Source organism: Metabacillus lacus (assembly GCF_009674805.1).
Lineage (GTDB): Bacteria > Bacillota > Bacilli > Bacillales > Bacillaceae > Metabacillus_C > Metabacillus_C lacus.
Map to the genome: position 1 here is coordinate 192,509 of NZ_WKKI01000002.1, position 21,917 is coordinate 214,425.

Genomic DNA, 21,917 nt, shown 5'->3' on the forward strand with positions numbered 1-21,917 from the left:
CTGAAGCAGAGGGGGGCAGCTCTGCTTCAGCCCGTTTTGACTAATATTCCCCAAACACTTAGAACACCTCTACGTATAATACGATGCATTTTATGCACGTTTTGGAGGTTTTGCATCCACTAATGGCCTAGTTACTGCAAAACAGCTGGAAAACTTTGCTTCTTATACACCTGTTTTTTGACTCCATGCATTATATGCCCCGGCTTATTGCGCTGTCACTTTAAAAAGCTTTTGTCATCCATAATATTTACAAGGTCTTCCATTTCATGTGTTTTAACTCTTGCCATTAACACATCCACTGCCTCTTTTGGTGGTTTTTGATGGAAAAGCACATCATACAAAGCCGCTGTAATCGGCATCTTCACTTCATATTTTTCCGATAGTTGATAGGCTGCCTTTGTGGTTCTGACACCTTCCACCACCATACCCATGTTTTCAAGCACTTCATCAAGCTTATGCCCCTTACCAAGCAAGTTGCCTGCCCGCCAATTTCTTGAATGTACGCTTGTACAGGTTACAATTAAATCACCGATACCTGTCAGCCCTGAAAAAGTCAGCGGATTTGCTCCCATTGCACTTCCCAGTCTTGCAATTTCTGTCAGGCCTCTTGTAATTAATGCTGCTTTTGCATTATCACCGTATCCAAGACCGTCAGTAATGCCAGCTGCCAGCGCGATAATATTTTTGAGTGCACCGCCAATCTCCACTCCGATGACATCGGGATTGGTATAAACCCTGAAGTGGTGATTCATAAACAAATCCTGCACCTTTTCTGCTGCATTCATATTCTCTGATGAGGCAGTGAGAGTTGTAGGCTGTCTCAGGCTTACTTCCTCTGCATGGCTTGGTCCTGAAAGAACAACAACATCATTCAACTTTTCTTTTGGCATGCTATCCCTGATAATTTCTGAAATTCTTAACAAGCTATCAGGCTCAATGCCCTTGCTGACATGAATGATTGTAACAGACTGCTGCAAAGAAGTTTGTGCCTGATGAAGCACTTCCCGAATTGCTTTTGTCGGCACAGCAAGAACAACATACTGAATTCCCTCTAACGCTTCATGAATCCCTGAAAATCCAGTTATATTTGCGGGAAGTTCTATACCGGGCAGATATCTTTCATTTCTTTTGTTTTTGTTAATCTCCTCAATCAGCTCATGCCGGTGAGCCCACAGCCTGACATCATGGCCATTGTCGGCAAGCACCATAGCCAGAGCCGTTCCCCAGCTCCCTGCGCCAAGCACTGTTATTTTCTCCATGGAAACACCCCTTCTTAAAAACTTCTTTAGAGTGAAATACGCTTATTTTCTAGCTCTTGGAAAAATTTTAATTGGTGTGCCTTCAAATCCAAATGCATCCCGAATTCTGTTTTCAAGAAAACGCTCATACGAAAAATGCATCAGTTCAGGTTCATTGACAAAAACAGCAAAGGCAGGCGGCTTGACTGCAACTTGTGTTGCATAAAATATTTTCAGACGTTTTCCTTTGTCTGTCGGAGTAGGATTCATGGCAACTGCATCCATGACTACTTCATTTAAGATATTCGTTTGCACCCTGAGTGCATGGTTTTCGCTTGCCTTCACAATCTCAGGCATCAAGGTATGAATACGCTTTGTCGTTTTTGCGGAAAGAAATACAACCTGCGCATAGCTCAGGAACAAAAAGTGTTCCCGGATATTTTGTTCAAATTCTTTCATCGTGCGTTCATCTTTTTCTACAGCATCCCATTTGTTTACCACAATTACGACTGCTCTGCCGGCTTCATGTGCGTAGCCTGCAATCTTTTTATCCTGTTCAATGATTCCTTCTTCTCCATCAATCACAACCAGCACTACATCGGAGCGGTCGATGGCCTTTAATGCACGAAGAACGCTGTATTTTTCAGTTGTTTCATATACCTTACCCTTTTTACGCATACCAGCCGTATCAATAATGACGAAATCCTGGCCGTTTGCTTTATAAGGAGTATCAATCGCATCCCTTGTTGTTCCAGCGATGTTGCTCACAATGACCCTTTCCTCACCCAGGATTGCATTCACCAGAGAGGATTTCCCAACGTTGGGACGGCCAATTAAAGAAAATTTTATTGTTTCATCGTCATATTCATCCGCCGCAATATGTTTAAAATTCTTGGCAACTTCGTCAAGAAGGTCGCCGAGTCCAATTCCGTGGGATCCAGAGATCGGGAACGGTTCGCCAAAGCCAAGTGAATAAAAATCGTAGATAGCTGAGCGCATTTCAAAATTATCAATTTTGTTTACAGCAAGAACGACAGGCTTTTTGGAACGATACAGTATTTTCGCTACCTCTTCATCTGCTGAGGTAACACCTTCACGTCCATTTGTTAAGAATATGATCACATCAGCTTCATCAATGGCTATTTCTGCCTGCTGGCGAATTTGTGCCAGAAAAGGTTCATCTCCTATATCAATTCCACCAGTATCAATAATGTTAAACTGATGAGTCAGCCACTCTCCTGAGCTGTAGATGCGATCCCTTGTTACTCCGGGAATATCTTCAACAATTGATACTCGCTCTCCTACAATTCTGTTAAAAATAGTTGACTTGCCTACATTAGGTCTTCCTACAATCGCTATTATCGGTTTTGGCATACATGCTCGCACCTTTCATTTATGTATCATTTTTTAGTTGTTTTTTTATCCGTATTACGCAAGTAACAAAACTGTCCAATTGCAATACCTGTATTTCTCCAGTGAGAAAATTCGGGTTGCGGGCAGCCTGAGAAGCTTTAGCTTCCCTGGCGTTGAGTTCACCAGCTCCATTTTCTCCTTCTCATATTGTAAAAGGTGTCTAAAGGAGATGCAATTCCTCTCGGTAAAGAATGATAACCATGCATCTGCTGCTTTATCAGCATAATAAATAGTCCAATTCATGAGTAGTCATCCACACATTTCATATCTGCTATAAGAAAGAATTTTTGAAATAAGTAAGAATATAAAAACAGCATACTTTTATAAAAAGAAACAGTTGTAACAGCAATACATCAGGATTGTGGCCGGCCGTATCAGCAGAAGAGAGCCTGGCCATTCTTTTATAAAAGAAACCCTTCTAGTTTGCCATAGAAGGGTTAACTTTTATATTTTATCAGTTTTTCCTAAGTTCGACAACTTAATGTCTTACAACCACGTACATATCTTCCCCGATTCCATGGGCAATACCATCCAGTATTGCTTCGAGATTTCTGGCATAAAAGTCCATTTCATCTCTGTCTCGGCAGACAAATATAGCCGTTCCGCCTGCAGCTTTTTCAGGGCTGGTCGTAATAATGGCGAGTATGTATTTTTCTAGTGCAGCGCTCACTGTGATCGACCCCTTTTGCTGGCTTTCATTTCCGTTGGCATCCTGATAGCATTTTCGAGGATTGGGACATCACCTATCACCTGTAAAGCCATCTCCCTGTCTTTCAACTGCGGCAGCACAAAAATGCCAACTCTGCCGTCATCAAGATCCCGCTTGGCAAGAGGCGATAGGGAAGGTTCTCCAGAGTCGGTTACAATGCCAAGGGCAATGGATACATCGTGCAGGATTGCCTGCCGCTGACCAAGATTTGCAATAGTAGATCTGGCATTCATGTTTTTAGGAACCAGAACAAACCCCATTCCATACTTTAAAATCATTTTCTGTTTTTCTGGAATTCCGATATTCATGATATAAATATCGTCCACAAGCAGCCCAGCACCTTCAAAATGAGGTTCTACATACTCAATATCCACAATATCTTTTAGTGTTTTGCCAGCCATCAGCATTCTTGCTGCAAGCAGACAAAGAATCGCCGCAACTGCTGCCGCAAATATATTGAAAACAAGATAGGCAAAAGTGGTCAGCAGTGAGGAAAAAATGACGATATAATTTCTGCTTTCAAATGCAACTGCGATGCCCTCAATATATGTTTTGCCTCTAGGCACAAGCTCTAAATCATCAAGTTCTGTTAAGGTGTTTCGTTCCATATTCCGAACATCCCTGAACTGCGAAGCCGCCAGAGCTAAAAAGGTGATGGCAGTAAATTCTTCCTCCATAATTGCAGGAACAGCAATCGTTCCCAGTCCTGCCGCAATAAATCCTAAAGCAATATGTATGACCTTGCCATGCAAATAGGTAGGATATTGCCTGTAATCAGTTTTCAGCATATACATGCGAATCGCTACTCCTACTATGACTCCAAACAAAATCGGATACACAAATTCATTCATGCTATCCCTCCCTTTCCTTCCAAGTTCTTTCAAGCCAGCTCTCCATATTGACAACATAAATGTTAAAAGCTGACCATAAGACAATAAAAGCTCCACCTGCAAAAAAAGGATCCAGAAATGCAAGAGATCCTATAACCCCTTCCGGATTCAGCCGGTGAATCAGCAAGCTGTATAAAACCTCGCCTTGAATCATTGACATGCCATAAACACTGAGCTTTTCCTGCAGTGATTTCCCGAAATAATTAGAACATACTGCAGCAATAGCTGATGCAAGCTGAACACCGCTTACAACAAACCAGACTGGATCACAAAGCTCAAACAGCCTAAGTCCTGAAGATGCAAGTGTGAGAGCCAGCACGAGAGCCGGAAACGTCAAGGTATAATGCAAGCCGCCAGCTGAAGCACTTATCATAGAGATGATCCAAATCAGCAGCAATGCGCCTGTAACGTGAAAGGCACCAAGCTGCAGTGAAAGAGAACTACATATAATAATTGTTAGCACAGCAGCCGACTGTAAAGTCCGTGCTTTGTTTTTTTGCATAAGGAATGTACAGTACAGCCAATAACCCCAAGCTAACCATAAAAATAATATTCCCTCCATACATCATCCTCCCCATTATTACCATTATGGATTGAAAACATGTAACTTAATCCAAAAACAGCAAAATTGTTTTGTATCATCCTGCAGCAGAAGTTAAACAATATTACTTGATAAAGGAGGGAAGCAGATGGGAAAGGATAGACAAGAAAAAAAGCTCAAAAAAAGCGGAAGAGTTGAATCAGACCGCGATCAGCAGATTAACTACAACGGAGCAACCGTAATGGAAGGACCTGAATCAGCAAGAAGACGAAATAAATAAGCAGTCAGGTATTTCTGTTACCAGACCACTGTGTTGTATGCCTCGTACAGCAGATGAATACCGGCATGCAGGGAGCAATGCAAAAAAATCCACAAAATTAAAAAGGGTGAATGCCAGAACAATGCTGGAATTCACCCTTTTTTTACTACATGTACGAATACTGAAAGCTATGATAACCTTTGGGAATTAATAAATCAGTCATTACATTGCATTGCATTATCTTCTGCTGAACTCCTCTGTGCTGACGCCTCTTTGAGATAGCCAGTGATGAGTTTCCCCAGATATAACGAGCTGCTTTTTTTGAAGTTCAGCAATAGAGGCTGCACCAAGAGCAGTCATGATATAAGCAAGATTCTCTTTTAATGATGAAATTTCTTCAATTAAAGCTTCATAGCCCCTGTCTACAAAAGTTTTCAAAAGAAATCCAGCCAGACCAGCTGCTGATGCTCCAAGGGCTATGGCCTTGGCTGCATCTAAAGCGTTTGTAATCCCGCCTGAACCAATAATAGTTACTTCTCGAACAGAGGGTGAAATTTCGGCAATGGAGGCTGCAGTTGGAATTCCCCAATCATCAAACTGGGAAAGAACCGTGGATCTGCGCATATTTTCTATCTTAGAAAAGTTGGTACCCCCATAGCCCCCTGCATCAATTGCTGTAACTCCCGCACTCTCAAGCTTTACAGCTGTCTCTTTACTAATGCCCATGCCAACTTCTTTCACGATAACAGGAACGCCCGACAATGCTGCAATTTGAGCAATTCGATCCAATGCCCCCTTGAAGTTTCTGTCTCCTTCAGGCATGACAAGTTCCTGAATAACGTTCAAATGAATTTGAATCGCATTTGCTTCAAGCATTTCTATTGCCTGCCGAGCCTGCTCAACAGAAGCTTCACTCCCAAGATTCGCAAAAATGATCCCTTTTGGATTTACCTTTCTGACTACTTCAAATGTGCTTCTTTCAGCGGGGTCTCTGACTGCAGACATTTGCGATCCTACAGCGATTGGTATGTTGCATTCTGCAGCTGCAAGAGAAAGATTCCTATTAATATGTAATGTTTCCTGTCCGCCTCCGCCAGTCATCGCATTAATAAAAAATGGCGAACTTAATAAAAGTTCGCCAATGGACGTCTGAAGTGAAATTTCATTTACAGAAATATTCGGAAGGCTGTGGTGAACAAATGAAACATCGTCAAAACCATTTTGGCGGCTTTGCCCGGTTTTTATTGCATGATTGATATGATCGATTTTTCGCTTTGCTCTGCTCACCATTCATCACCAATTTATTTTAGTTTGTTAAGCTGATCTCCAATCATTTCGCCAAGCTGAAAGCCGGAACTGGACTCTTCCTTTTGCTGATAATTACGGAAATCATCATCAGATGCTTTTGGCGATTCTTCCAGCTCACGAATGCTTAGAGAAATTCTTTGTTCATTTTCATTCACATCAAGAACTTTTACTTTTACAGTCTGATTTTCTTCCAGCACTTCCTGAGGTGTGCCGATATGCTTGTTGGAAATTTGAGATATATGGACCAGGCCTTCTACCCCTGGCAGAATCTCTACAAATGCACCGAATGTAACAAGGCGCTTGACAGTTCCTTCAACAACTTCACCCTGCTTGAGTCTGTCACTGATATCTTCCCAAGGTCCTGGCAGAGTTTCTTTGACAGAAAGAGAAATTCTTTCATTATCCCGGTCGACAGACAGAATTTTTACTTTGACGCTCTGCCCTTCTTCAACAACATCTGAAGGCCGGTCAATATGTGTATGGGACAGTTGAGAAATATGGACAAGACCGTCTATTCCGCCGATGTCTACAAAGGCACCGAAGTCTGTTAATCTTTGTACAGTGCCGTCAACAACATCACCAACTTGAAGGTTGTCTAGAAGACCTTGCTTTTTATCAGTCTGTTCTTTTTCAACAACAGCACGGTGGGAAAGAATGACACGGTTTTTCTCCTTATCAAGCTCCACTACCATGAGTGAAATGGTTTTTCCTTTATAATCAGAAAAATCTTCCACAAAATGCGTTTCAACAAGTGAAGCAGGAATAAATCCCCGTACGCCAAGGTCAACGACCAAGCCGCCTTTGACAACATCCTTTACTTCTGCTTCAAAAATTTCTTTATCTTCGTATTTTCTCTCAAGATCAGTCCATGCTTTGTCGGAATCCACAGCCCTTTTAGAAAGAATGAGAGCTTCATCCTCTACTTTTGTTACCTTAAGCTCAAGCTCGTCATTTTCGCTTACTGCATCAGAAGCTTTTTCAATATGCAGGCTGGAAAGCTCACTGATCGGGATAATTCCACTGTGTTTCACATTTTCAATTTCAACAATTACCTGTTTATCCTCTACTTTTGAAACTGTTCCTCTGACTACATCTCCAACTTCCGGGGTTTTTACATCAACTGAGTTCATCTCTTCTACCATTCCGTTTTACCTCCTTGGCCAAAACCTGCCCGACTTAATAAAAAGAATATGTATAATTTCCATTCCCTAAAGAATGAAATGAAAAACCCACTTTTTATAAACTTCTGATAAATGCTAACTTTTGTCAAGTGGCAGCGGCTGCCGGCCGTTTTTGATCAGCAGATCGCTTATTGATTCCATTATAACAGCAGTAACCATCTCAGCAGAAGCTTTTTGCTCTTTCAGTTTTGTTAAGTTCAGCGGTTCTCCATAAACAACCCTTAAAGGCTGAAGGGGCTTATAAGGACCAATGATTGCACACGGCACAACATGAGCCTGAGATCTCAGAGCAAAAAAGCCTGCTCCTGCCAGTCCTTTTCCCAGCTCTCCGTTTTTGCTTCTTGTTCCTTCAGGAAACAGTCCGAGCACACCCCCATCTTTCAGGATTTTAAGCCCGCTTCTCAATGCTTCTCTGTCGCTCATACCTCTTTTAACCGGAAAAGCACCAAGATTTCTTACTGTATTTCCAAGAACAGGAACTTTAAACAATTCTTCTTTTGCCATAAAGTGAACCATCCTGGGAGAGGTGATTCCCACTACGGGAGGATCAAAATTATCAATGTGGTTTGTACAAAGAAGCACTCCCCCCTCTTTTGGGAAATGCTCAAGCCCGCTGACCTTTATTCTATACAGGGGCTTTAAAACTGAAGCAACCACAGATCTTGCAAATTGATAAAATAACATATTAATCAGAGCCTTTCGTTAATTAATTCCTTAATTCTGCCGACCACACCTTGTATATCGAGAGAGGTTGTATCAATTTCTACTGCATCTTCTGCTTTTTTCAAGGGAGCAGCTTCCCTTTCTGAATCAATTTTATCACGCAGGGCTATTTCATGCTTTAGAAGTTCCAAGTCGGTGTCGATCCCTTTCCCGAGATTCTCCTCAAATCTTCTTCGAGCTCTTTCTTCCACTGAAGCTCTTAGGAATACTTTTACTTCTGCATGGGGAAGAACATGGGTCCCGATATCTCTGCCGTCCATCACAACACCGCCTGAGGAAGCCATTTCTCTCTGCCGTTTCACCATTTCTTCTCTTATTTTTGGAAGCCTGGCTGGAATGGAAACTGAATTGGTCACTTCATTACTGCGAATAATATCTGTGACATCCATACCGTTTATTTCTACCAATTGCCTTCCGTTCTTAGGAATTAAGGCAATCTGTGTATCTTTCAGCAGCATATTTAGAGCCTCTTCATCCTCAAGGCTGATTCCTTTGTTAAGGGCTTCAAATGTGATAGCACGGTACATGGCGCCGGTGTCAATATAAATATATGTCATATCCTCTGCAATAATTTTAGCAACTGTGCTTTTTCCAGCAGCTGCCGGTCCGTCTATTGCAATTGAAATTTTTCGTGTCATACTTTTCTCCTTTAGTTTCATAGAATTGCTGAAAAACAAAATTGCAGGCTGGGCTCACCTGCAATGATCATTGTTTAAATGTTTCAAGCCATTCTGTTACGGTCATTTTATTTACGCCCTCATATTGAACAACTTTAGATAAATAGGGTGATACAGCTTCCTGCTGAATGAGGATCTGAACAATAATCAGGCATACTAATTGAACTGCAATGATTTTGATCAACAGCTTTTCAAGTCGCGGCAAGCAAGGTCAACTCCTGCATTTTTCTACTAGTATGCTGAAAAAGTTTGTGGTTTATTCTGGAAGAAGCCCTTTTTTCTTTAGAAGCAGCTGCCTTTCAAAGCAATAGCGCAAAACAGCCTGCCTGTCACTTTCCTGTATCTCGGTAAAATGAAGCGGGGCTTTCAGTGTGCCCGTTTTTTCATTTTTAAGAATGCGGATAATGTCTGCCTTCGCATCAATATATTCCACTTTTTCTTTAAAAGGCAAAGCGAGCAGCAGCCTTATCTCTCTGGAGTGTCCAAGTGGATGTCCTTCATTCAGCTTAATGGCACATCCCCCCGCGCTGATATCCGAAGTCAGCGTAGTAAAAGGACCGAATGTTCCGTCAAGCGAGTGAACAGCAGCATCTAAAGCTGCCTCAATCCTGACAAACTGCCGTCTTTGGATCCGCTCTATTTTTTCTTCTGAAGGAAGCTTAAGCAAGATTAATGGAATTTTTTCTTTTTTTCTTCCTGCAACTTTTGAAGTGAATCTGTATGCCTGCTCTCCGGTTGTAAAGGAAGCATACAAACATTCGTCATTCATCAGAAAAGCAGTCTTTCCTGATTCTTCATTGATTGGATAATCAATGTATATGTAGTTTGAGTCAAGATCGGCAATTTTGCATTTCATTCGTTGTTTGCCTTCACCCTCTTGCTCAAGCAATAATACATCCCCGATATTCAGCATAAAACCATCACTTTCATTATTTACTCATAGTTACTCATAGGCTGTCTTTACTATTAAATCATGGAATGAAAAAAAGGAAAAGTCTCTTTCAACTTTTCCTTTTCCAAAATCACAAGCCGCTGTACAGCGGTTCGGAATTATCTAGCTTTTCAACCTTTTCTTCAGAACCGTCTTTTGCATTCACAAAAATCCTGTATGTGTCATTGTCAATCGTACCGAAGAATTCGTAGCACAATACTTCTTCTCCTAATTCGTTAACGATTAACCCTAATCTCGTTTCCTGAATCTGCAGGTTTGGATTCAGCATGCCTGCAGCTTCCTTTTCCTCTATTTGCGGCTTAGGCAGCTCCCTTTTGCGGTGTGAGGACAAATAATCTCTTGCTGAATAACCAACAACCTGCCCATTATCCATTGCCACCTTCATCCGAACTGCTTCAGGATAAAGCCTTACCTGATTCTCTACTGGAACAAAGGTAAAGACACCAATATTATCGTATTGAGCTGTTTCGTCCAGCTGCAAATTTTTGTAGCCATGCGAATTTAAAAATTCTGCAGCTTTATTGGAGGCATCATTCAAGCTGATTTTGCGGTTTTTGACTTCCCGTTCCTGAATAAGCCAAATAGGATGGCCCCCCTTTTCAGTAATATCCATATAAATGTCAGCTTGATTCTTCTGATGGTTAATAGATATACTGTAAAACTGAAAGTCAGCTCCTTTTCCGCTTTTTGTTACTTTAAAGGAATCCGTTGTGTCAGGTACAAATTCCTTTGCAATCCTCACAGCTTCTTCTTCATTTATTGTTTTGCCTTCCAAATGCTTAAAGCCCTCATCACGGTTTTTAACTGATGTCATGGAAGGTCCAAGATCGGTTTCCGAGTATGCATCCACATTTCTCTCAACAGTTTTGAAGCCGTCGATAATTGTGTTGTCCGCTTGCTTTTTACCTGAAGCAAGAGCCATCTCAACATCCATCCATCTCAGGTTGTTGGCAAGGACTTTATGCTGAACGGAACGCAATTCATTCTGAATGTCTGCAGATTGCTCATACAGAGCCTGCAGATTTTCGTATTCTTTATCTGATAACGGTTCTTTATCAAGATCACGTACAGCTGCCCGGTAGCTGAAGTCACTGATCTTAGCCAGAAACTCTTCTGTTTTATTAAAAGGCAGCAGTGCCAGAGGCAGCTGTCCGACATCATTGTGAGCCTCTGAAGTAATTCTCCAAACATCCGCCAGGGCAGGTGAAAGAGACTTTCTTGAATTCATTGCGAGTGTTGCTCCAATCTGGTCATGCAAATGATCAACCTGGTATGTTAAATCATGAAAAGCTCGCTGATAGTTATTTTCTGCCTCTATTAAAAGAGCATTTTTTTCCTGATGTTCTTTATAGCCCCAATAGCCGGTGCCGACCAATCCAACAGTCAGGACGGCTATTAATATTCCTCTTATCATCATCATCTCACCCCTTCTTAATCACAGAAGATATGTTTTCCGATTTGCTTCTTTTGCGGGCGGCCCCATATCCAGCCGCTTGTAGCAGTAATGGGATTAAAATAGTACATTGCATTTTCGGAAGGATCCCAGCCATTTATCGCATCCATTACTGCTTCTTTTGCTCTTTCGTTCGGTGTCAGCCAGATTTGACCATCTGCTACAGCAGTAAAAGCTCTAGGTTCAAAAATTACACCTGAAATTGTATTTGGAAAAGTAGGGCTGTTCAGGCGATTCAAGATAACTGCTGCCACTGCCACCTGGCCGACGTAAGGTTCGCCCCGCGCTTCCCCGTATACGGCATTGGCCATCAGCTGAATGTCATTTTGCGAAAAACCTTCCGGCATGTTCACAGCGGCATTCTGCTGCTGAGGCTCTGCTTGTTCTTCAGGCTGTGCCTGCTGATCCGGTTGAGCCTGCTCTTCAGGCTGAGGCTGTGGAGGCTGCCCTTGTTCCTGAGACTGTTCTTGCGGCTGTTCTGGCGTTTCCTGCCCTTCTGTACCTTCCCCGGCTGGCTGCCGGGCAGCATATTGTTTTTCCTGCTGAGCTCTTCTTGCTTCAGCCTGCTGCTTAAATTTTGCTTTTTCAGCCTTAGTAGGAGCTACCTGCTGTTTCAGCGGAATTCCGCCGTAGTGAGTAAAATCTCTGCCCTTATTCAGCTGTGTATGCACAAATTCAGCATAAAACTTCGTGTAGTCGGCAAGCATATTTTTCGTTTTCGTGCCTACCAGTCCATCAATTTCCTTCAGCTCAAATTGATGTTGAAAATTGCGGACTGCCCAGTAAGTACTCCACCCATACACACCATCAATCGGCCCATGATAATATCCGTTATACTGAAGCCTGGCCTGCAGCTCAACCACATCATCCCCCGTGGCTCCTCTTTGGATAACCTGAGCTGTGAATGCATGGGCTGTATGGGATGGAAGTGCCACAAAATGAGTGATGCTCAAAATTGCTGCTAACAAGATCAACACAGTCGTGGTTTTAACATTCTTCTTTTTCATCTTGCTGCCTCCAATCATTGTAAATTTGTTATATTGTATTTTTTGTTGCCGCTGGTATTTTATTCGCCATTTGATGAAAAAAGGAAAATAATCAGGTGCTTTTCATTCACGGATGGCAATTCACAGTTCAATTGTGAAAAAAAAAATAAGACTGACAGGGCGTCAGCCTTAATAATCCGCATGCTGTTCTATAACATTTGCTTTTCTTGCCTTTCGCAAACCAAACCACCATAAGAAAACCATGAACGGGAGAATGATAAACAGCCAATGATGGTAAAGATACAAAATTAAATCATAGGTGCCGTGCAGCAAAAACGGGATAAATAAAGAGAGAAACAGCCATTTTGGCCTATCCTTTTTTTCTGAAAACTTGCTTTTTCCAAGATAATAGCCCATCACGACTCCAAAAAGAGCATGACTCGATACCGGTAGCATGGCCCTTCCAAATGCATGCTCAATTCCGTTTGCAAATAGATAAAGGATGTTTTCAAAGGTCGCAAAACCCATGGCGACTGCAACACTGTACACAATACCGTCATAATGCTCCGAGAATTGCACATGCTGATAGATTGTATAGAACAGAATAAACCACTTGAAAAACTCTTCAAGAAATCCATATGTAAAAAAGATATGGACAGCAGGATTGGAGAAAACCTGCTCCAGTTCTATCACATACTGTAAAAACATGATTGGAAATACAAGCAAAACCCCAAAAATGAAAGCTCTGATGACCATTGAAACCGGTTCTGTTTCATATTTGTCTCTTAAATAAAAATAACTGAGGAGTGCAAGTCCCGGCGCAATTCCGGCAGAAATGATCGCAAGCATTCAAAAGCCTCATTTCTTGAAATATCTTCTAAATAACATCGTACCATGTTCCTATTGAATTGAAAATGTATACATTTTCTAACTTTGGCTTTCTTCGTCGTTGATTTTTCTACTCGTAATCCTTTATTCTATATCAATAGAAAGATTCATTGGGGGAGAAAAGATGAAAAAGATATTAATCCTTCATACTGGAGGAACCATTTCAATGGAGCAGGACGACAAAACGGGAGAAGTGAAACCGGGACAGGAAAATCCGCTGATGCTGAACAGCGCTCATTTATTTGAAGATGTGAATTTTCTTATGGAAGAAGTATTTTATCTGCCCTCTCCCCACATTACTCCAGCTGAAATGCTGAAGCTGAAATGTAAAATTGAAGACTATACAAAGAGTGATCAAATAGATGGAGTGGTAATCACTCACGGCACCGATACTCTTGAAGAAACAGCGTATTTTTTAGATATCGTATTAACAACCGAGATACCAGTTGTGTTAACAGGAGCAATGCGCTCCAGCAATGAGCTTGGATCAGACGGGCTGTACAATCTTATTTCGGCTGTTCGTGTAGCATCCGCTGATGAAGCTCGTGAAAAAGGCGTTCTTGTTGTGATGAATGATGAGGTTCATACTGCCAAAAACGTGACTAAAACCCACACTTCCAATGTGAGCACATTTCAGAGCCCTCAATATGGTCCGATTGGAATTGTAAATAAAAAGGGCGTGAATTTTCATCATATGCCCCTGTTATCTGAAAGAATTCCTGTCACCAGTATTAACAAAAATGTTCTGCTGCTTAAAGCTTATGCCGGCATGGATGAATTTATTTTTGACTTAATAGGAAACAGTACCTTGGACGGTCTTGTGATTGAAGCGCTGGGACAGGGAAATCTGCCGCCAAAAGTAGCACAGGCAGTGCAAAAACTCATAAACAGGAAAATCCCTGTCGTGATGGTTTCCCGCTGCTTTAACGGCGTAGTTCAGGATATCTATGCATATGAAGGCGGCGGAAAGCAGCTTAAAGATATGGGCGTGATATTAAGCAACGGCCTTAATGGTCAGAAAGCCCGGATTAAGCTGATGCTTGCACTACAAACAACTAAAAACATAGAAAAACTGGAGCAAATTTTTTCACATTAAAAAAATCAAGGGCTAACCCCTTGATTTTTTTTCGTACTCCAGAATGCTGGCAGCAATTGAATCTCCATGAAACCTTCCGTTTTCTATAAATATTTCATTGGCATTATTCCCGGCCGCAATTACTCCTGCTATAAAGATACCCTCTACATTTGTTTCCATGGTTTCATGACTGTAATAAGGACGCCCTGTTTCTTCATCAATGGAGATCCCCATCTTACGCAGAAAGTTATGATCAGGATGATAGCCAGTCATTGCAAATACGAAATCGTTCTGTATGGTAATCTGTTCTTTGCAGTTCTTGGTATACGACAATGTATCCTGCGCTATTTTATCCACAAGGGAATTAAACTCCATTGTAATCGTGCCGTTTCGAACAAGCGCATGGAATTCGGGAAGAATCCACGGCTTCACACTTGCCGAATACTCGCTTCCCCTGTAAAGGACCGTTACATCTGCACCAGCTTTGACGAGTTCCAGCGCTGCATCCACACTTGAATTTTTCCCGCCGATCACCGCCACCCGCTTACCGAAAAATGGGTGTCCTTCTTTAAAATAATGGGATACCTTCGGAAGCTCTTCGCCTGGAATGCCCATATAATTCGGATGATCATAATAACCGGTCGCTATAATGATATAGGAAGCTTCATACTGTGCTTTATCTGTATATACCAAAAATCCGTTTTGCGCTTTTTGGACTTCTTCCGCCTTTTCGAAAGCATTGATACGCAGTTCTTTTCTCCTCACTACTTCCCTGTAGTAGCTGAGAGCCTGATTTCTGACAGGTTTTCTGTTTTCTGTTATAAATGCGACGTCGCCAATCTCCAACTTCTCGCTCGAACTGAAGAATGTTTGATGAGTTGGATAATTGTAGATTGCATTGACGATGTTACCCTTTTCAATAACAAGAGGATTCATTCCAATATTTTTCAAGGCTATCGCTGCAGCAAGGCCGCAGGGCCCTCCACCTATAATGATGGCTTTTTCTTTATTCATGGGAAGTCACTCCATATGATCTGTTGTACTGCAAAAAATCTCCTATACAATGATAGGAGATTTTTCAGTCAGTTGCAAATAGAAGGGCTTCAGGATTTAAATCCAGCCTCTGAAACGTGAGGCTTCAGCCATCTTCCTTACACCAACCATATAAGCTGCCAGCCTCATATCTACTCTGCGGTTTGAAGCTGTGTCATAAATATTTCCAAAAGATTTTACCATTACTTTTTCCAGTTTTTCTTCCACTTCTTCTTCTGTCCAGTAATACCCCTGATTGTTCTGAACCCATTCAAAATAGGAAACGGTTACTCCCCCTGCACTGGCAAGAACATCAGGAACAAGCAGGATTCCCCGGTCTGTTAATATTCTTGTTCCTTCGAGTGTGGTTGGGCCGTTCGCAGCCTCCACTACAATGCTTGCTTTAATATTATGGGCATTGTCTTCCGTAATTTGATTTTCAATTGCCGCAGGTACAAGGATATCGCAATCCAGCTCCAGCAGCTCGTTATTGGTAATCGTATTGTTAAACAGCTTTGTAATTGTTCCGAAGCTGTCTCTGCGGTCAAGCAGATAATCAATATCGAGGCCGTCTTCATCATGAAGCCCGCCATATGCATCAGAAATACCGATTACCTTTGCTCCTGCATCATGCATAAATTTCGCAAGATAGCTTCCTGCGTTTCCAAATCCCTGCACGACAACACGGGCACCCTGCAGAGTAATGCCTTTCTTTTTAGCCGCCTCACCAATACAGATTGTCACGCCTTTTGCAGTAGCTGACTCCCGTCCGTGGGATCCTCCAAGCACAAGCGGCTTGCCTGTAATGAAGCCCGGGGAATTGAATTCATCTATCCGGCTGTATTCGTCCATCATCCACGCCATAATCTGCGAATTTGTAAAAACATCAGGAGCCGGTATATCCTTTGTAGGCCCGACAATCTGGCTGATTGCCCGAACATAGCCCCTGCTCAGCCTTTCAAGCTCTCTGAATGACATGTCTCGGGGATCACAGACGATACCCCCTTTTCCCCCGCCATAAGGCAAGTCAACAATTCCGCATTTTAAACTCATCCATATCGAAAGCGCTTTAACTTCCTTTTCAGAAACTTGAGGATGAAATCTGATTCCGCCCTTTGTCGGTCCAACAGCATCATTATGCTGTGCACGGTAGCCGGTAAAGATTTTTACAGAGCCATCATCCATTCTTACAGGTATTTTTACTGTCATCATTCGGATTGGTTCTTTTAACAATTCATATACTTCTTCAGGATAACCCAGCTTTTCAAGGGCCTTATGTATCACCGTTTGAGTTGATTTTAAGACATCATGAGTGTCCTTCTGTTTTCCGGTGTTTTTTTCGGCTACCATTCAGTAAACCTCCTAATATACATTCAAGTTAAAAATAGTGGCGTCCACCTTTCATGACATAGTATACACCTTCCCTCTCTTTCTGCAAAGACAAAACAATTCAATCTGGAGAAAAATTGCATTTAATTTGTAAGCGATTACAAATAGGGGGTTTAGAATATAAAAAAACATTTCAGCGGGCATTTAAGAAGATGATTATGCGCGGGAAAAGACGGTCTAATTTCAAAGCCAGCATGGATATTCACTGTAAGCGGCCCGTATTTATCAGCAGATCATTCCATATAAAAAAAGCGGTAAAATTATCACCGCTTTTCTCCAAAGAATTGATTTAAACCCTGGATGGCGAAATCAGCAAATATCTCTTTGCCGTATTCCTTAATCCTGTATTTAGTATAAGTTGTCGGACTCCCATATTCTGCGAGAACTGCAATGAGATGATCCAATGAAATATATTGTTCGCCGTCAATCAGCAGGTAATAGCAGCTGTTAAAAAAGTAAACGGAACCGCCGTTTACGTCCAGCCTGTTCAGGCAGCCTGACAGCTGAATTAAATCTTCAAAGCTTTGAAATTCATATACGATGTCGCTTGTTTCATCAAGCTTCACCTGCATTTCTATATAATCATCTTCGTACTCTTCCTCAGTATCTTCATTTTCATGATTTTTAGTTACAATGATAACCATACCTTGCGCCTGGAGAGAATACACTTCAACAGCCACTGGTCCATGAGCTTCAAAACCAAGCTCCTCGCTGGCTTCGTTCATCATTTCCCTAAATAGCTGATGAACCTTCAAGGAGTCCTTCCAAAGGTCCTCTTTTGTTAAACCCCGGTCAACAAGATCGTCGATTGTTAAAAAGATTTTAATTTTGTTGTAGTTCAGACGCTCCAGCCGCATTGTTTTCCCTCCTGCCGTCACACTTATCTCCATTCATACTATGTGAAATAAGAAAGTTGGTTCTTGAATTTGTTAACAGTTTACACTGTCAGCAAAAAGAAGACAAGCCTTTGTTCATGTGTACTGTGTCTGGAGCTTTTTTCTCAGCCATGTATCCCAATCTCCGCGAGTCTCGCCGACAATGTGATCTGAGAATGGTTCCAACTCTTTTAGGGTTGCACGTTGAAAAGCTGTTCCGCCAAGGCCGATGATAAGTTCTTCATACTTTTCTTCCAGCCGGTCAACAAGCTGAAGTGTTTTAGGAAGGTTAGCAATCAGCGTGCAGGCCAGAAACAGGAACTTCGGCTGAATCTGATCCAGCACAATATCGATATCACCTTCAGCAATGCTTGACCCTAAATAGATTACTTCAAACCCCTGTCTTCTTAAATACAAAGTATAAATCAGCAGGCCAAGCTCATGCCATTCATCCGGACCGCAAACAGCGATTACCTTTGGCAGCAACCCATTTACCGGCAGAGTGTGAAGTATCATCCCGATTCTGGAACGAAGAAACGACGAAGCAAAATGCTCATGTGCAGAGGTGATTTTGCCAGTTTCCCATAAATCGCCTATTTTCACGAGCATTGTACCCAGTATATCTATAACCACCTTATCGATGGAATATAAACTAAATGCTTTATTCATTAACTCATGTGCTTCACTTTCATCAAAAGCCAAAAGAGCTCTCATCAGCTCTTCCATCAAATCCTGTGAATGGTTACGGGAGATATTCTCCTCACCGTTCTCAGGAACACTCTCTTTCAGCCCGCTGTTTTCCATAAGATTGACGGCCTGACTAATCGTAAAGCCTTTATTCACTTTTGCAATCAGCCATTTCAGAATTTTTAAATGTTCCTCAGTATAAAGCCTGTGGCCGGAATCATTACGGACAGGCGCTATCATATTATATCTTCTCTCCCATGCACGAAGAGTACCGGACTGGATACCAAGCATTTTGGAAACAGCTTTAATATTATATTTTCCTTCTTGATTAGACATTAGTGTTTCCTCCATTAAATAAATCACAATGGTAATGCGTACAATCAAATTATAATTGGTAAACATTACCTTAAGCGCGCAGCATCATGGCTTAAATTATATAGGATTAAACACACTGTGTAAACTTTGTATAATCTTTGAAAAGCAGTTGTGGGCGATTTTTTATAAAGAGATATTAATTAATTTCATTATAGCTCTGCAATCACTGGGTGCTGCATGGTTGAGAATGAGGATTCTGACCTGATCAACAGGCATCACATTTCTGCTTATTTAAAGAATAGCTCTCCTTAGGTATTCCGCCTATTAATCCCAAAGCAGCATGAAAAGAGTTATTTTCCTGTGCATCACTACAAAAGTTCTGTTTTTTTTTCCTTTGCAGCATTATTTGTCCTTTCCTAGCTGGATTAAACGGACCCTGTTACTTGTGAGGAAACAATAGTTTATTTATCGCAGCCTTTTTTCAACGTGATCATATGCACTTCCGGATGGGCACCAAGCCTGAGAGGAAGCTGAGTAGTTCCATAACCATTGCTGATGAGTGTTATTAGGCCATTAGCTTTCTTAATACCTCCAGCTTCATAGGGTCCGAAGCCAAAAATTCGGATTTGCCCCCCGTGAGTATGGCCGCTTAAAATGAGATGAATGGAATCATCAGCTTTTACCTTTTTCACAATATCAGGATTGTGACAGAGCAGAATACGAAAATCTGCTTCACCGCTCCCTTTTAAAGCCAGAGAAAGGTTATCCTTCCTGAATTTCATTTCATCCACACCCACAACAGCAAGTGATTTTCCTGTTTCGGACGTAAGCACTACTGAACTATTCTGTAAGACAGAAACACCGTGCTCTTCTAACATAGCTGTCAGCTCAAGAGTATCCACTTCGTAATCATTGTTCCCTAATACAAAATAAAGCGGACCTATTTCGGACAGCCTCTTGACATTTTCTCTCGTTCTGCTGGCAGGTACACCTTTTTCCGTCATATCTCCGCCAATCAAAACAGCATCCGGACTGCTTGAAATCTTACTAATTAGTCTGTGAGTGACTCTTCTCCTGTGAATATCAGAGATAAATAACACTTTAAAGCCATCAAATTCCTCTGGAAGATTCCTAAAGTAAAGCGTTTGATTCTTTACATTATTTCTGAACGCATTATAAAGCATATAAAAAAACAAACATGCTCCAAATGCCATTGTGATATAAACAATTACCATCATATCCTCCTGCTGCTCCTCTTCTTATTTGACATATCATATATAAAAACAGATTTCAAAACAAGGAAAAATGCCTGCTTCGTCAAGAAACGCAGGCATTTGCTGAAGCATAAGGACATTATTTGCTCTCAAAAAATAAGTTTATGCCAAACTCACTTTTCATCATCGTATATACTTCATGTCTTTTCTTCCAGAAATAGGGCTGAGGCCACAGCTCCTGGCTTTTTTTGATAACTTCACACCTTAATTGATGATACTCAGCCTCAGCTTTTTCCTCTTTTTTCTTGTAATATACACAAGTTGCATAACCGGCTGCAATTCCAACGACAAAGAATAAATGAAACGGATCCTGCACAAATCTGCTCAGTATGACTGTAAAATCAACCGTGTTCGGCTGAAGGATGAAGTAATAAAAATAGATCATAAAACAAATGGCAAAACCGAATGTAAACAACTGACCCTGCAGGCACTTCTTTTTTAAAGTATCAAACTTTCTCTTCTTTTCAACAAGTCCCTGCAGCATATGTTTAGCGGGTTCATCAGTAGTATGCTGATCCAATTCCCTAATGGCCTGTTCCATATCATCACCCTTGTCCGTTAATAATACATATTATGAAGGAAGGCAGCATTCTATGAAGCAGAAGCTCTTATTTGAGAGAAAGCCGGGGGTATAGATATAGAGTAATTCTTACTTTAGTAACGTAAATAAACAACCCTCCCACATGTACGGGAGAGTTGTTATCAGTTCAGCGGTTAGCACTCAATATCTTTGAATTGGTATCTTTAACACCTGACCCTGATAGATTTCATTACCATGCAAATTGTTCCAGCTTCGTATCAGTTCTTCACCTGAACGACTGTTATAATACTTCATTGAAATACGAAATAAATTTTCCTCAGGGCCAACAGTATGGGAAATCACATCATATTCCTCTGCAGGCTGGGGCTCTTCCGGCTGATTCTCTTCTTGTGCTGCGAGTGGAACAGTATCTGAAGCTTCATTCTGGGGAGAGCTGGTTTCCGGGTCTGCTGTGTCCTCAGCAGATTGTACAGAGGCAGGCTCCTCTTCCACGTTTTCTTGAGCCGGCTTACTGTCTTCTTGACGTTCATCAGCCTCTTTTTCGGCTGTCTGCGTTTCTTCCTTCGTTTCCTTTTGGAGTTTTATTGAGGCAGCCGGTACATTGCCGCTGCTGCCTTTTTGGATAAAGATATTTTCAAAATCTCCTCCCCCACCAAAGGGAAGATCGCCTTTGGCTTCTGTATAATATGAATAAGATAAAATCATGACTGGCAGCAGAATAAACAGTACAGCAAGAATACTAATAACGGGATATTTCAGCTTTTTATGCTTAGTGTTTTTTTCCTCCTGCTTTTTTACCCTTGTATGCACTTCTTTCCTGGAAGGATAAGCACCTGTTTTATCTTTTCTCTCTTGAATCATTTTCTCTTTATGATACTTTCTGCGGTCCATCTGCACTTTTTCCTGAGTCATCCTTTATCACCTCTATGTTTATAAGAAATTCTGATTTGCAAAGCAAAGACCAGATCGATTATAAAATGGGCAAAAATAGTCGTCAGCAGACTTCCGGTTGCCTCAAACACAATTCCCAGTAAAAAACTGACCCCGACTACCATGATAAATAACACCCATTTGGTTATATAGCGGAAATGCAGGAGCGCAAAAATGATGCTGGCTGTAAAAAGGCCGAAATGCGTCTGAATGATTCCGCGGAACAAAAGCTCCTCTGTTACTGCAATTAGCGCTGTCAAAAAGATAATACTAGGCACGCTTTGGCTTCGAAATAGCTTTTCGTTGATTCCACCATCATCAAGCATGTGTTCCGGCACAAATTTGACGAGCAGCAAGTCAGCTGCAATGACAAGAAGTGCGGTACCTCCACCTATAAAGAATATGCTGTAAAAGGAAACATTCCACAAAGACATAAATTCTGCAAAAGACTGAAAAAGAAAGAAGCCCAAAAGAATTGATGCTAAAAGAAGGAAGGCTTGTGTGAGATACAGCTGCTGAACCATTTGTTTGTCTGTTAACCTGGAAATCAGCTCATTTTGGTTTTTAAACACTCATGAACA

General features: G+C 41.5%; 24 protein-coding genes. 2 read left to right on the plus strand and 22 right to left on the minus strand.

The genetic code is table 11. From position 1 onward, the window contains the following. Positions 1 to 215: 215 nt before the first annotated feature. The 5 genes from GJU40_RS02375 to GJU40_RS02395 all read right to left on the minus strand — a co-directional run bounded on the left by GJU40_RS02375 (position 216) and on the right by GJU40_RS02395 (position 4,812). Complete coding sequence (locus GJU40_RS02375; protein ID WP_154306133.1) at positions 216 to 1,259, minus strand: NAD(P)H-dependent glycerol-3-phosphate dehydrogenase; 1,044 nt, start codon at positions 1,257 to 1,259, stop codon at positions 216 to 218. Positions 1,260 to 1,301: 42 nt separating this feature from the next. Next, positions 1,302 to 2,612, minus strand: a complete 1,311-nt coding sequence (gene der / locus GJU40_RS02380) for a ribosome biogenesis GTPase Der (protein WP_154306134.1) — start codon at positions 2,610 to 2,612, stop codon at positions 1,302 to 1,304. A 517-nt stretch (positions 2,613 to 3,129) separates the two neighbouring features. Further along, complete coding sequence (locus GJU40_RS02385; RefSeq protein ID WP_343031343.1) at positions 3,130 to 3,321, minus strand: capping complex subunit for YIEGIA; 192 nt, start codon at positions 3,319 to 3,321, stop codon at positions 3,130 to 3,132. Then, positions 3,318 to 4,211, minus strand: a complete 894-nt coding sequence (locus GJU40_RS02390) for a YIEGIA family protein (protein ID WP_154306135.1) — start codon at positions 4,209 to 4,211, stop codon at positions 3,318 to 3,320. Before GJU40_RS02390 ends, GJU40_RS02385 begins: the two co-directional genes overlap by 4 nt. Position 4,212: 1 nt before the next feature. Beyond that, positions 4,213 to 4,812 (minus strand): YphA family membrane protein, encoded by a 600-nt coding sequence (locus GJU40_RS02395; protein WP_154306136.1) that lies wholly within the window; start codon positions 4,810 to 4,812, stop codon positions 4,213 to 4,215. A gap of 127 nt (positions 4,813 to 4,939) precedes the next feature. On the opposite strand from GJU40_RS02395, the gene GJU40_RS02400 reads away from it, so the two are divergent. Beyond that, on the plus strand, positions 4,940 to 5,071 hold the full coding sequence (locus tag GJU40_RS02400; protein ID WP_154306137.1) for a YpzI family protein: 132 nt from the start codon (positions 4,940 to 4,942) through the stop codon (positions 5,069 to 5,071). A 216-nt stretch (positions 5,072 to 5,287) separates the two neighbouring features. On the opposite strand, the gene fni is transcribed toward GJU40_RS02400, so the two are convergent. The 9 genes from fni to prsW form a co-directional block, all read right to left on the minus strand. After that, complete coding sequence (fni, locus tag GJU40_RS02405; protein ID WP_343031350.1) at positions 5,288 to 6,337, minus strand: type 2 isopentenyl-diphosphate Delta-isomerase; 1,050 nt, start codon at positions 6,335 to 6,337, stop codon at positions 5,288 to 5,290. A 14-nt stretch (positions 6,338 to 6,351) separates the two neighbouring features. Further along, positions 6,352 to 7,500 (minus strand): 30S ribosomal protein S1, encoded by a 1,149-nt coding sequence (gene rpsA / locus GJU40_RS02410; RefSeq protein WP_154306139.1) that lies wholly within the window; start codon positions 7,498 to 7,500, stop codon positions 6,352 to 6,354. Positions 7,501 to 7,614: 114 nt separating this feature from the next. Continuing rightward, positions 7,615 to 8,223: a lysophospholipid acyltransferase family protein gene (locus GJU40_RS02415; RefSeq protein WP_154306140.1), complete on the minus strand. Its 609-nt coding sequence runs from the start codon at positions 8,221 to 8,223 to the stop codon at positions 7,615 to 7,617. Between the two features lie 5 nt (positions 8,224 to 8,228). Further along, the gene (gene cmk, locus GJU40_RS02420) at positions 8,229 to 8,900 is read right to left on the minus strand and encodes a (d)CMP kinase (protein ID WP_154306141.1); all 672 of its coding nucleotides are present in this window, start codon (positions 8,898 to 8,900) and stop codon (positions 8,229 to 8,231) included. Between the two features lie 67 nt (positions 8,901 to 8,967). Beyond that, positions 8,968 to 9,144: a YpfB family protein gene (locus tag GJU40_RS20655; protein WP_170289306.1), complete on the minus strand. Its 177-nt coding sequence runs from the start codon at positions 9,142 to 9,144 to the stop codon at positions 8,968 to 8,970. Positions 9,145 to 9,195: 51 nt separating this feature from the next. After that, a complete protein-coding gene (locus tag GJU40_RS02425) occupies positions 9,196 to 9,852 on the minus strand; it encodes a flagellar brake protein (RefSeq protein WP_154306142.1) in 657 nt (218 codons plus the stop codon). A gap of 109 nt (positions 9,853 to 9,961) precedes the next feature. Further along, on the minus strand, positions 9,962 to 11,305 hold the full coding sequence (gene ypeB / locus GJU40_RS02430; RefSeq protein ID WP_154306202.1) for a germination protein YpeB: 1,344 nt from the start codon (positions 11,303 to 11,305) through the stop codon (positions 9,962 to 9,964). 17 nt (positions 11,306 to 11,322) lie between these two features. Then, entirely contained in the window at positions 11,323 to 12,351 is a 1,029-nt protein-coding gene (sleB, locus tag GJU40_RS02435; RefSeq protein ID WP_154306143.1) for a spore cortex-lytic enzyme, read from the minus strand. Positions 12,352 to 12,519: 168 nt separating this feature from the next. Continuing rightward, complete coding sequence (gene prsW / locus GJU40_RS02440) at positions 12,520 to 13,179, minus strand: glutamic-type intramembrane protease PrsW (protein WP_154306144.1); 660 nt, start codon at positions 13,177 to 13,179, stop codon at positions 12,520 to 12,522. A 163-nt stretch (positions 13,180 to 13,342) separates the two neighbouring features. Here prsW and GJU40_RS02445 point away from each other — a divergent pair, with 163 nt between their 5' ends. Next, positions 13,343 to 14,314: an asparaginase gene (locus tag GJU40_RS02445; RefSeq protein ID WP_154306145.1), complete on the plus strand. Its 972-nt coding sequence runs from the start codon at positions 13,343 to 13,345 to the stop codon at positions 14,312 to 14,314. A 12-nt stretch (positions 14,315 to 14,326) separates the two neighbouring features. Here the strand turns inward: GJU40_RS02445 and GJU40_RS02450 are convergent, their stop codons facing one another. The 8 genes from GJU40_RS02450 to GJU40_RS02485 form a co-directional block, all read right to left on the minus strand. Beyond that, positions 14,327 to 15,307 (minus strand): YpdA family putative bacillithiol disulfide reductase, encoded by a 981-nt coding sequence (locus tag GJU40_RS02450; protein WP_154306146.1) that lies wholly within the window; start codon positions 15,305 to 15,307, stop codon positions 14,327 to 14,329. Positions 15,308 to 15,403: 96 nt separating this feature from the next. Then, a complete protein-coding gene (locus GJU40_RS02455) occupies positions 15,404 to 16,675 on the minus strand; it encodes a Glu/Leu/Phe/Val family dehydrogenase (RefSeq protein WP_154306147.1) in 1,272 nt (423 codons plus the stop codon). Positions 16,676 to 16,977: 302 nt separating this feature from the next. Beyond that, the gene (locus tag GJU40_RS02460) at positions 16,978 to 17,571 is read right to left on the minus strand and encodes a genetic competence negative regulator (protein WP_154306148.1); all 594 of its coding nucleotides are present in this window, start codon (positions 17,569 to 17,571) and stop codon (positions 16,978 to 16,980) included. Between the two features lie 114 nt (positions 17,572 to 17,685). Next, positions 17,686 to 18,612, minus strand: coding sequence for a MerR family transcriptional regulator (locus GJU40_RS02465; protein ID WP_154306149.1), 927 nt, complete (start codon positions 18,610 to 18,612; stop codon positions 17,686 to 17,688). Positions 18,613 to 19,052: 440 nt separating this feature from the next. After that, complete coding sequence (locus GJU40_RS02470; RefSeq protein ID WP_246188247.1) at positions 19,053 to 19,829, minus strand: metallophosphoesterase; 777 nt, start codon at positions 19,827 to 19,829, stop codon at positions 19,053 to 19,055. Between the two features lie 115 nt (positions 19,830 to 19,944). Then, complete coding sequence (locus GJU40_RS02475; RefSeq protein WP_154306150.1) at positions 19,945 to 20,406, minus strand: DUF2663 family protein; 462 nt, start codon at positions 20,404 to 20,406, stop codon at positions 19,945 to 19,947. Positions 20,407 to 20,586: 180 nt separating this feature from the next. Further along, complete coding sequence (locus tag GJU40_RS02480; protein ID WP_154306151.1) at positions 20,587 to 21,318, minus strand: LysM peptidoglycan-binding domain-containing protein; 732 nt, start codon at positions 21,316 to 21,318, stop codon at positions 20,587 to 20,589. Further along, positions 21,315 to 21,908 carry a CPBP family intramembrane glutamic endopeptidase gene (locus GJU40_RS02485; RefSeq protein ID WP_343031344.1) on the minus strand — a complete coding sequence of 198 codons (594 nt, stop codon included), beginning with the start codon at positions 21,906 to 21,908 and terminating at the stop codon, positions 21,315 to 21,317. Before GJU40_RS02485 ends, GJU40_RS02480 begins: the two co-directional genes overlap by 4 nt. Positions 21,909 to 21,917 lie beyond the last annotated feature (9 nt).

Bases quoted from the DNA above. Each gene is read 5' to 3' on its own strand.
- prsW (WP_154306144.1), bottom strand. From the start codon at position 13,179: ATGCTTGCGATCATTTCTGCCGGAATTGCGCCGGGACTTGCACTCCTC.
- GJU40_RS02455 (WP_154306147.1), bottom strand. From the start codon at position 16,675: ATGGTAGCCGAAAAAAACACCGGAAAACAGAAGGACACTCATGATGTC.
- GJU40_RS02395 (WP_154306136.1), bottom strand. From the start codon at position 4,812: ATGGAGGGAATATTATTTTTATGGTTAGCTTGGGGTTATTGGCTGTAC.
- GJU40_RS02480 (WP_154306151.1), bottom strand. From the start codon at position 21,318: ATGACTCAGGAAAAAGTGCAGATGGACCGCAGAAAGTATCATAAAGAG.
- der (WP_154306134.1), bottom strand. From the start codon at position 2,612: ATGCCAAAACCGATAATAGCGATTGTAGGAAGACCTAATGTAGGCAAG.
- ypeB (WP_154306202.1), bottom strand. From the start codon at position 11,305: ATGATAAGAGGAATATTAATAGCCGTCCTGACTGTTGGATTGGTCGGC.
- GJU40_RS02470 (WP_246188247.1), bottom strand. From the start codon at position 19,829: ATGATGGTAATTGTTTATATCACAATGGCATTTGGAGCATGTTTGTTT.
- GJU40_RS02460 (WP_154306148.1), bottom strand. From the start codon at position 17,571: ATGCGGCTGGAGCGTCTGAACTACAACAAAATTAAAATCTTTTTAACA.
- GJU40_RS02450 (WP_154306146.1), bottom strand. From the start codon at position 15,307: ATGAATAAAGAAAAAGCCATCATTATAGGTGGAGGGCCCTGCGGCCTT.
- GJU40_RS02475 (WP_154306150.1), bottom strand. From the start codon at position 20,406: ATGGAACAGGCCATTAGGGAATTGGATCAGCATACTACTGATGAACCC.
- cmk (WP_154306141.1), bottom strand. From the start codon at position 8,900: ATGACACGAAAAATTTCAATTGCAATAGACGGACCGGCAGCTGCTGGA.
- GJU40_RS02445 (WP_154306145.1), top strand. From the start codon at position 13,343: ATGAAAAAGATATTAATCCTTCATACTGGAGGAACCATTTCAATGGAG.
- sleB (WP_154306143.1), bottom strand. From the start codon at position 12,351: ATGAAAAAGAAGAATGTTAAAACCACGACTGTGTTGATCTTGTTAGCA.
- GJU40_RS02400 (WP_154306137.1), top strand. From the start codon at position 4,940: ATGGGAAAGGATAGACAAGAAAAAAAGCTCAAAAAAAGCGGAAGAGTT.
- GJU40_RS02390 (WP_154306135.1), bottom strand. From the start codon at position 4,211: ATGAATGAATTTGTGTATCCGATTTTGTTTGGAGTCATAGTAGGAGTA.
- GJU40_RS02375 (WP_154306133.1), bottom strand. From the start codon at position 1,259: ATGGAGAAAATAACAGTGCTTGGCGCAGGGAGCTGGGGAACGGCTCTG.
- GJU40_RS02465 (WP_154306149.1), bottom strand. From the start codon at position 18,612: ATGTCTAATCAAGAAGGAAAATATAATATTAAAGCTGTTTCCAAAATG.
- rpsA (WP_154306139.1), bottom strand. From the start codon at position 7,500: ATGGTAGAAGAGATGAACTCAGTTGATGTAAAAACCCCGGAAGTTGGA.
- GJU40_RS02425 (WP_154306142.1), bottom strand. From the start codon at position 9,852: ATGCTGAATATCGGGGATGTATTATTGCTTGAGCAAGAGGGTGAAGGC.
- GJU40_RS02415 (WP_154306140.1), bottom strand. From the start codon at position 8,223: ATGTTATTTTATCAATTTGCAAGATCTGTGGTTGCTTCAGTTTTAAAG.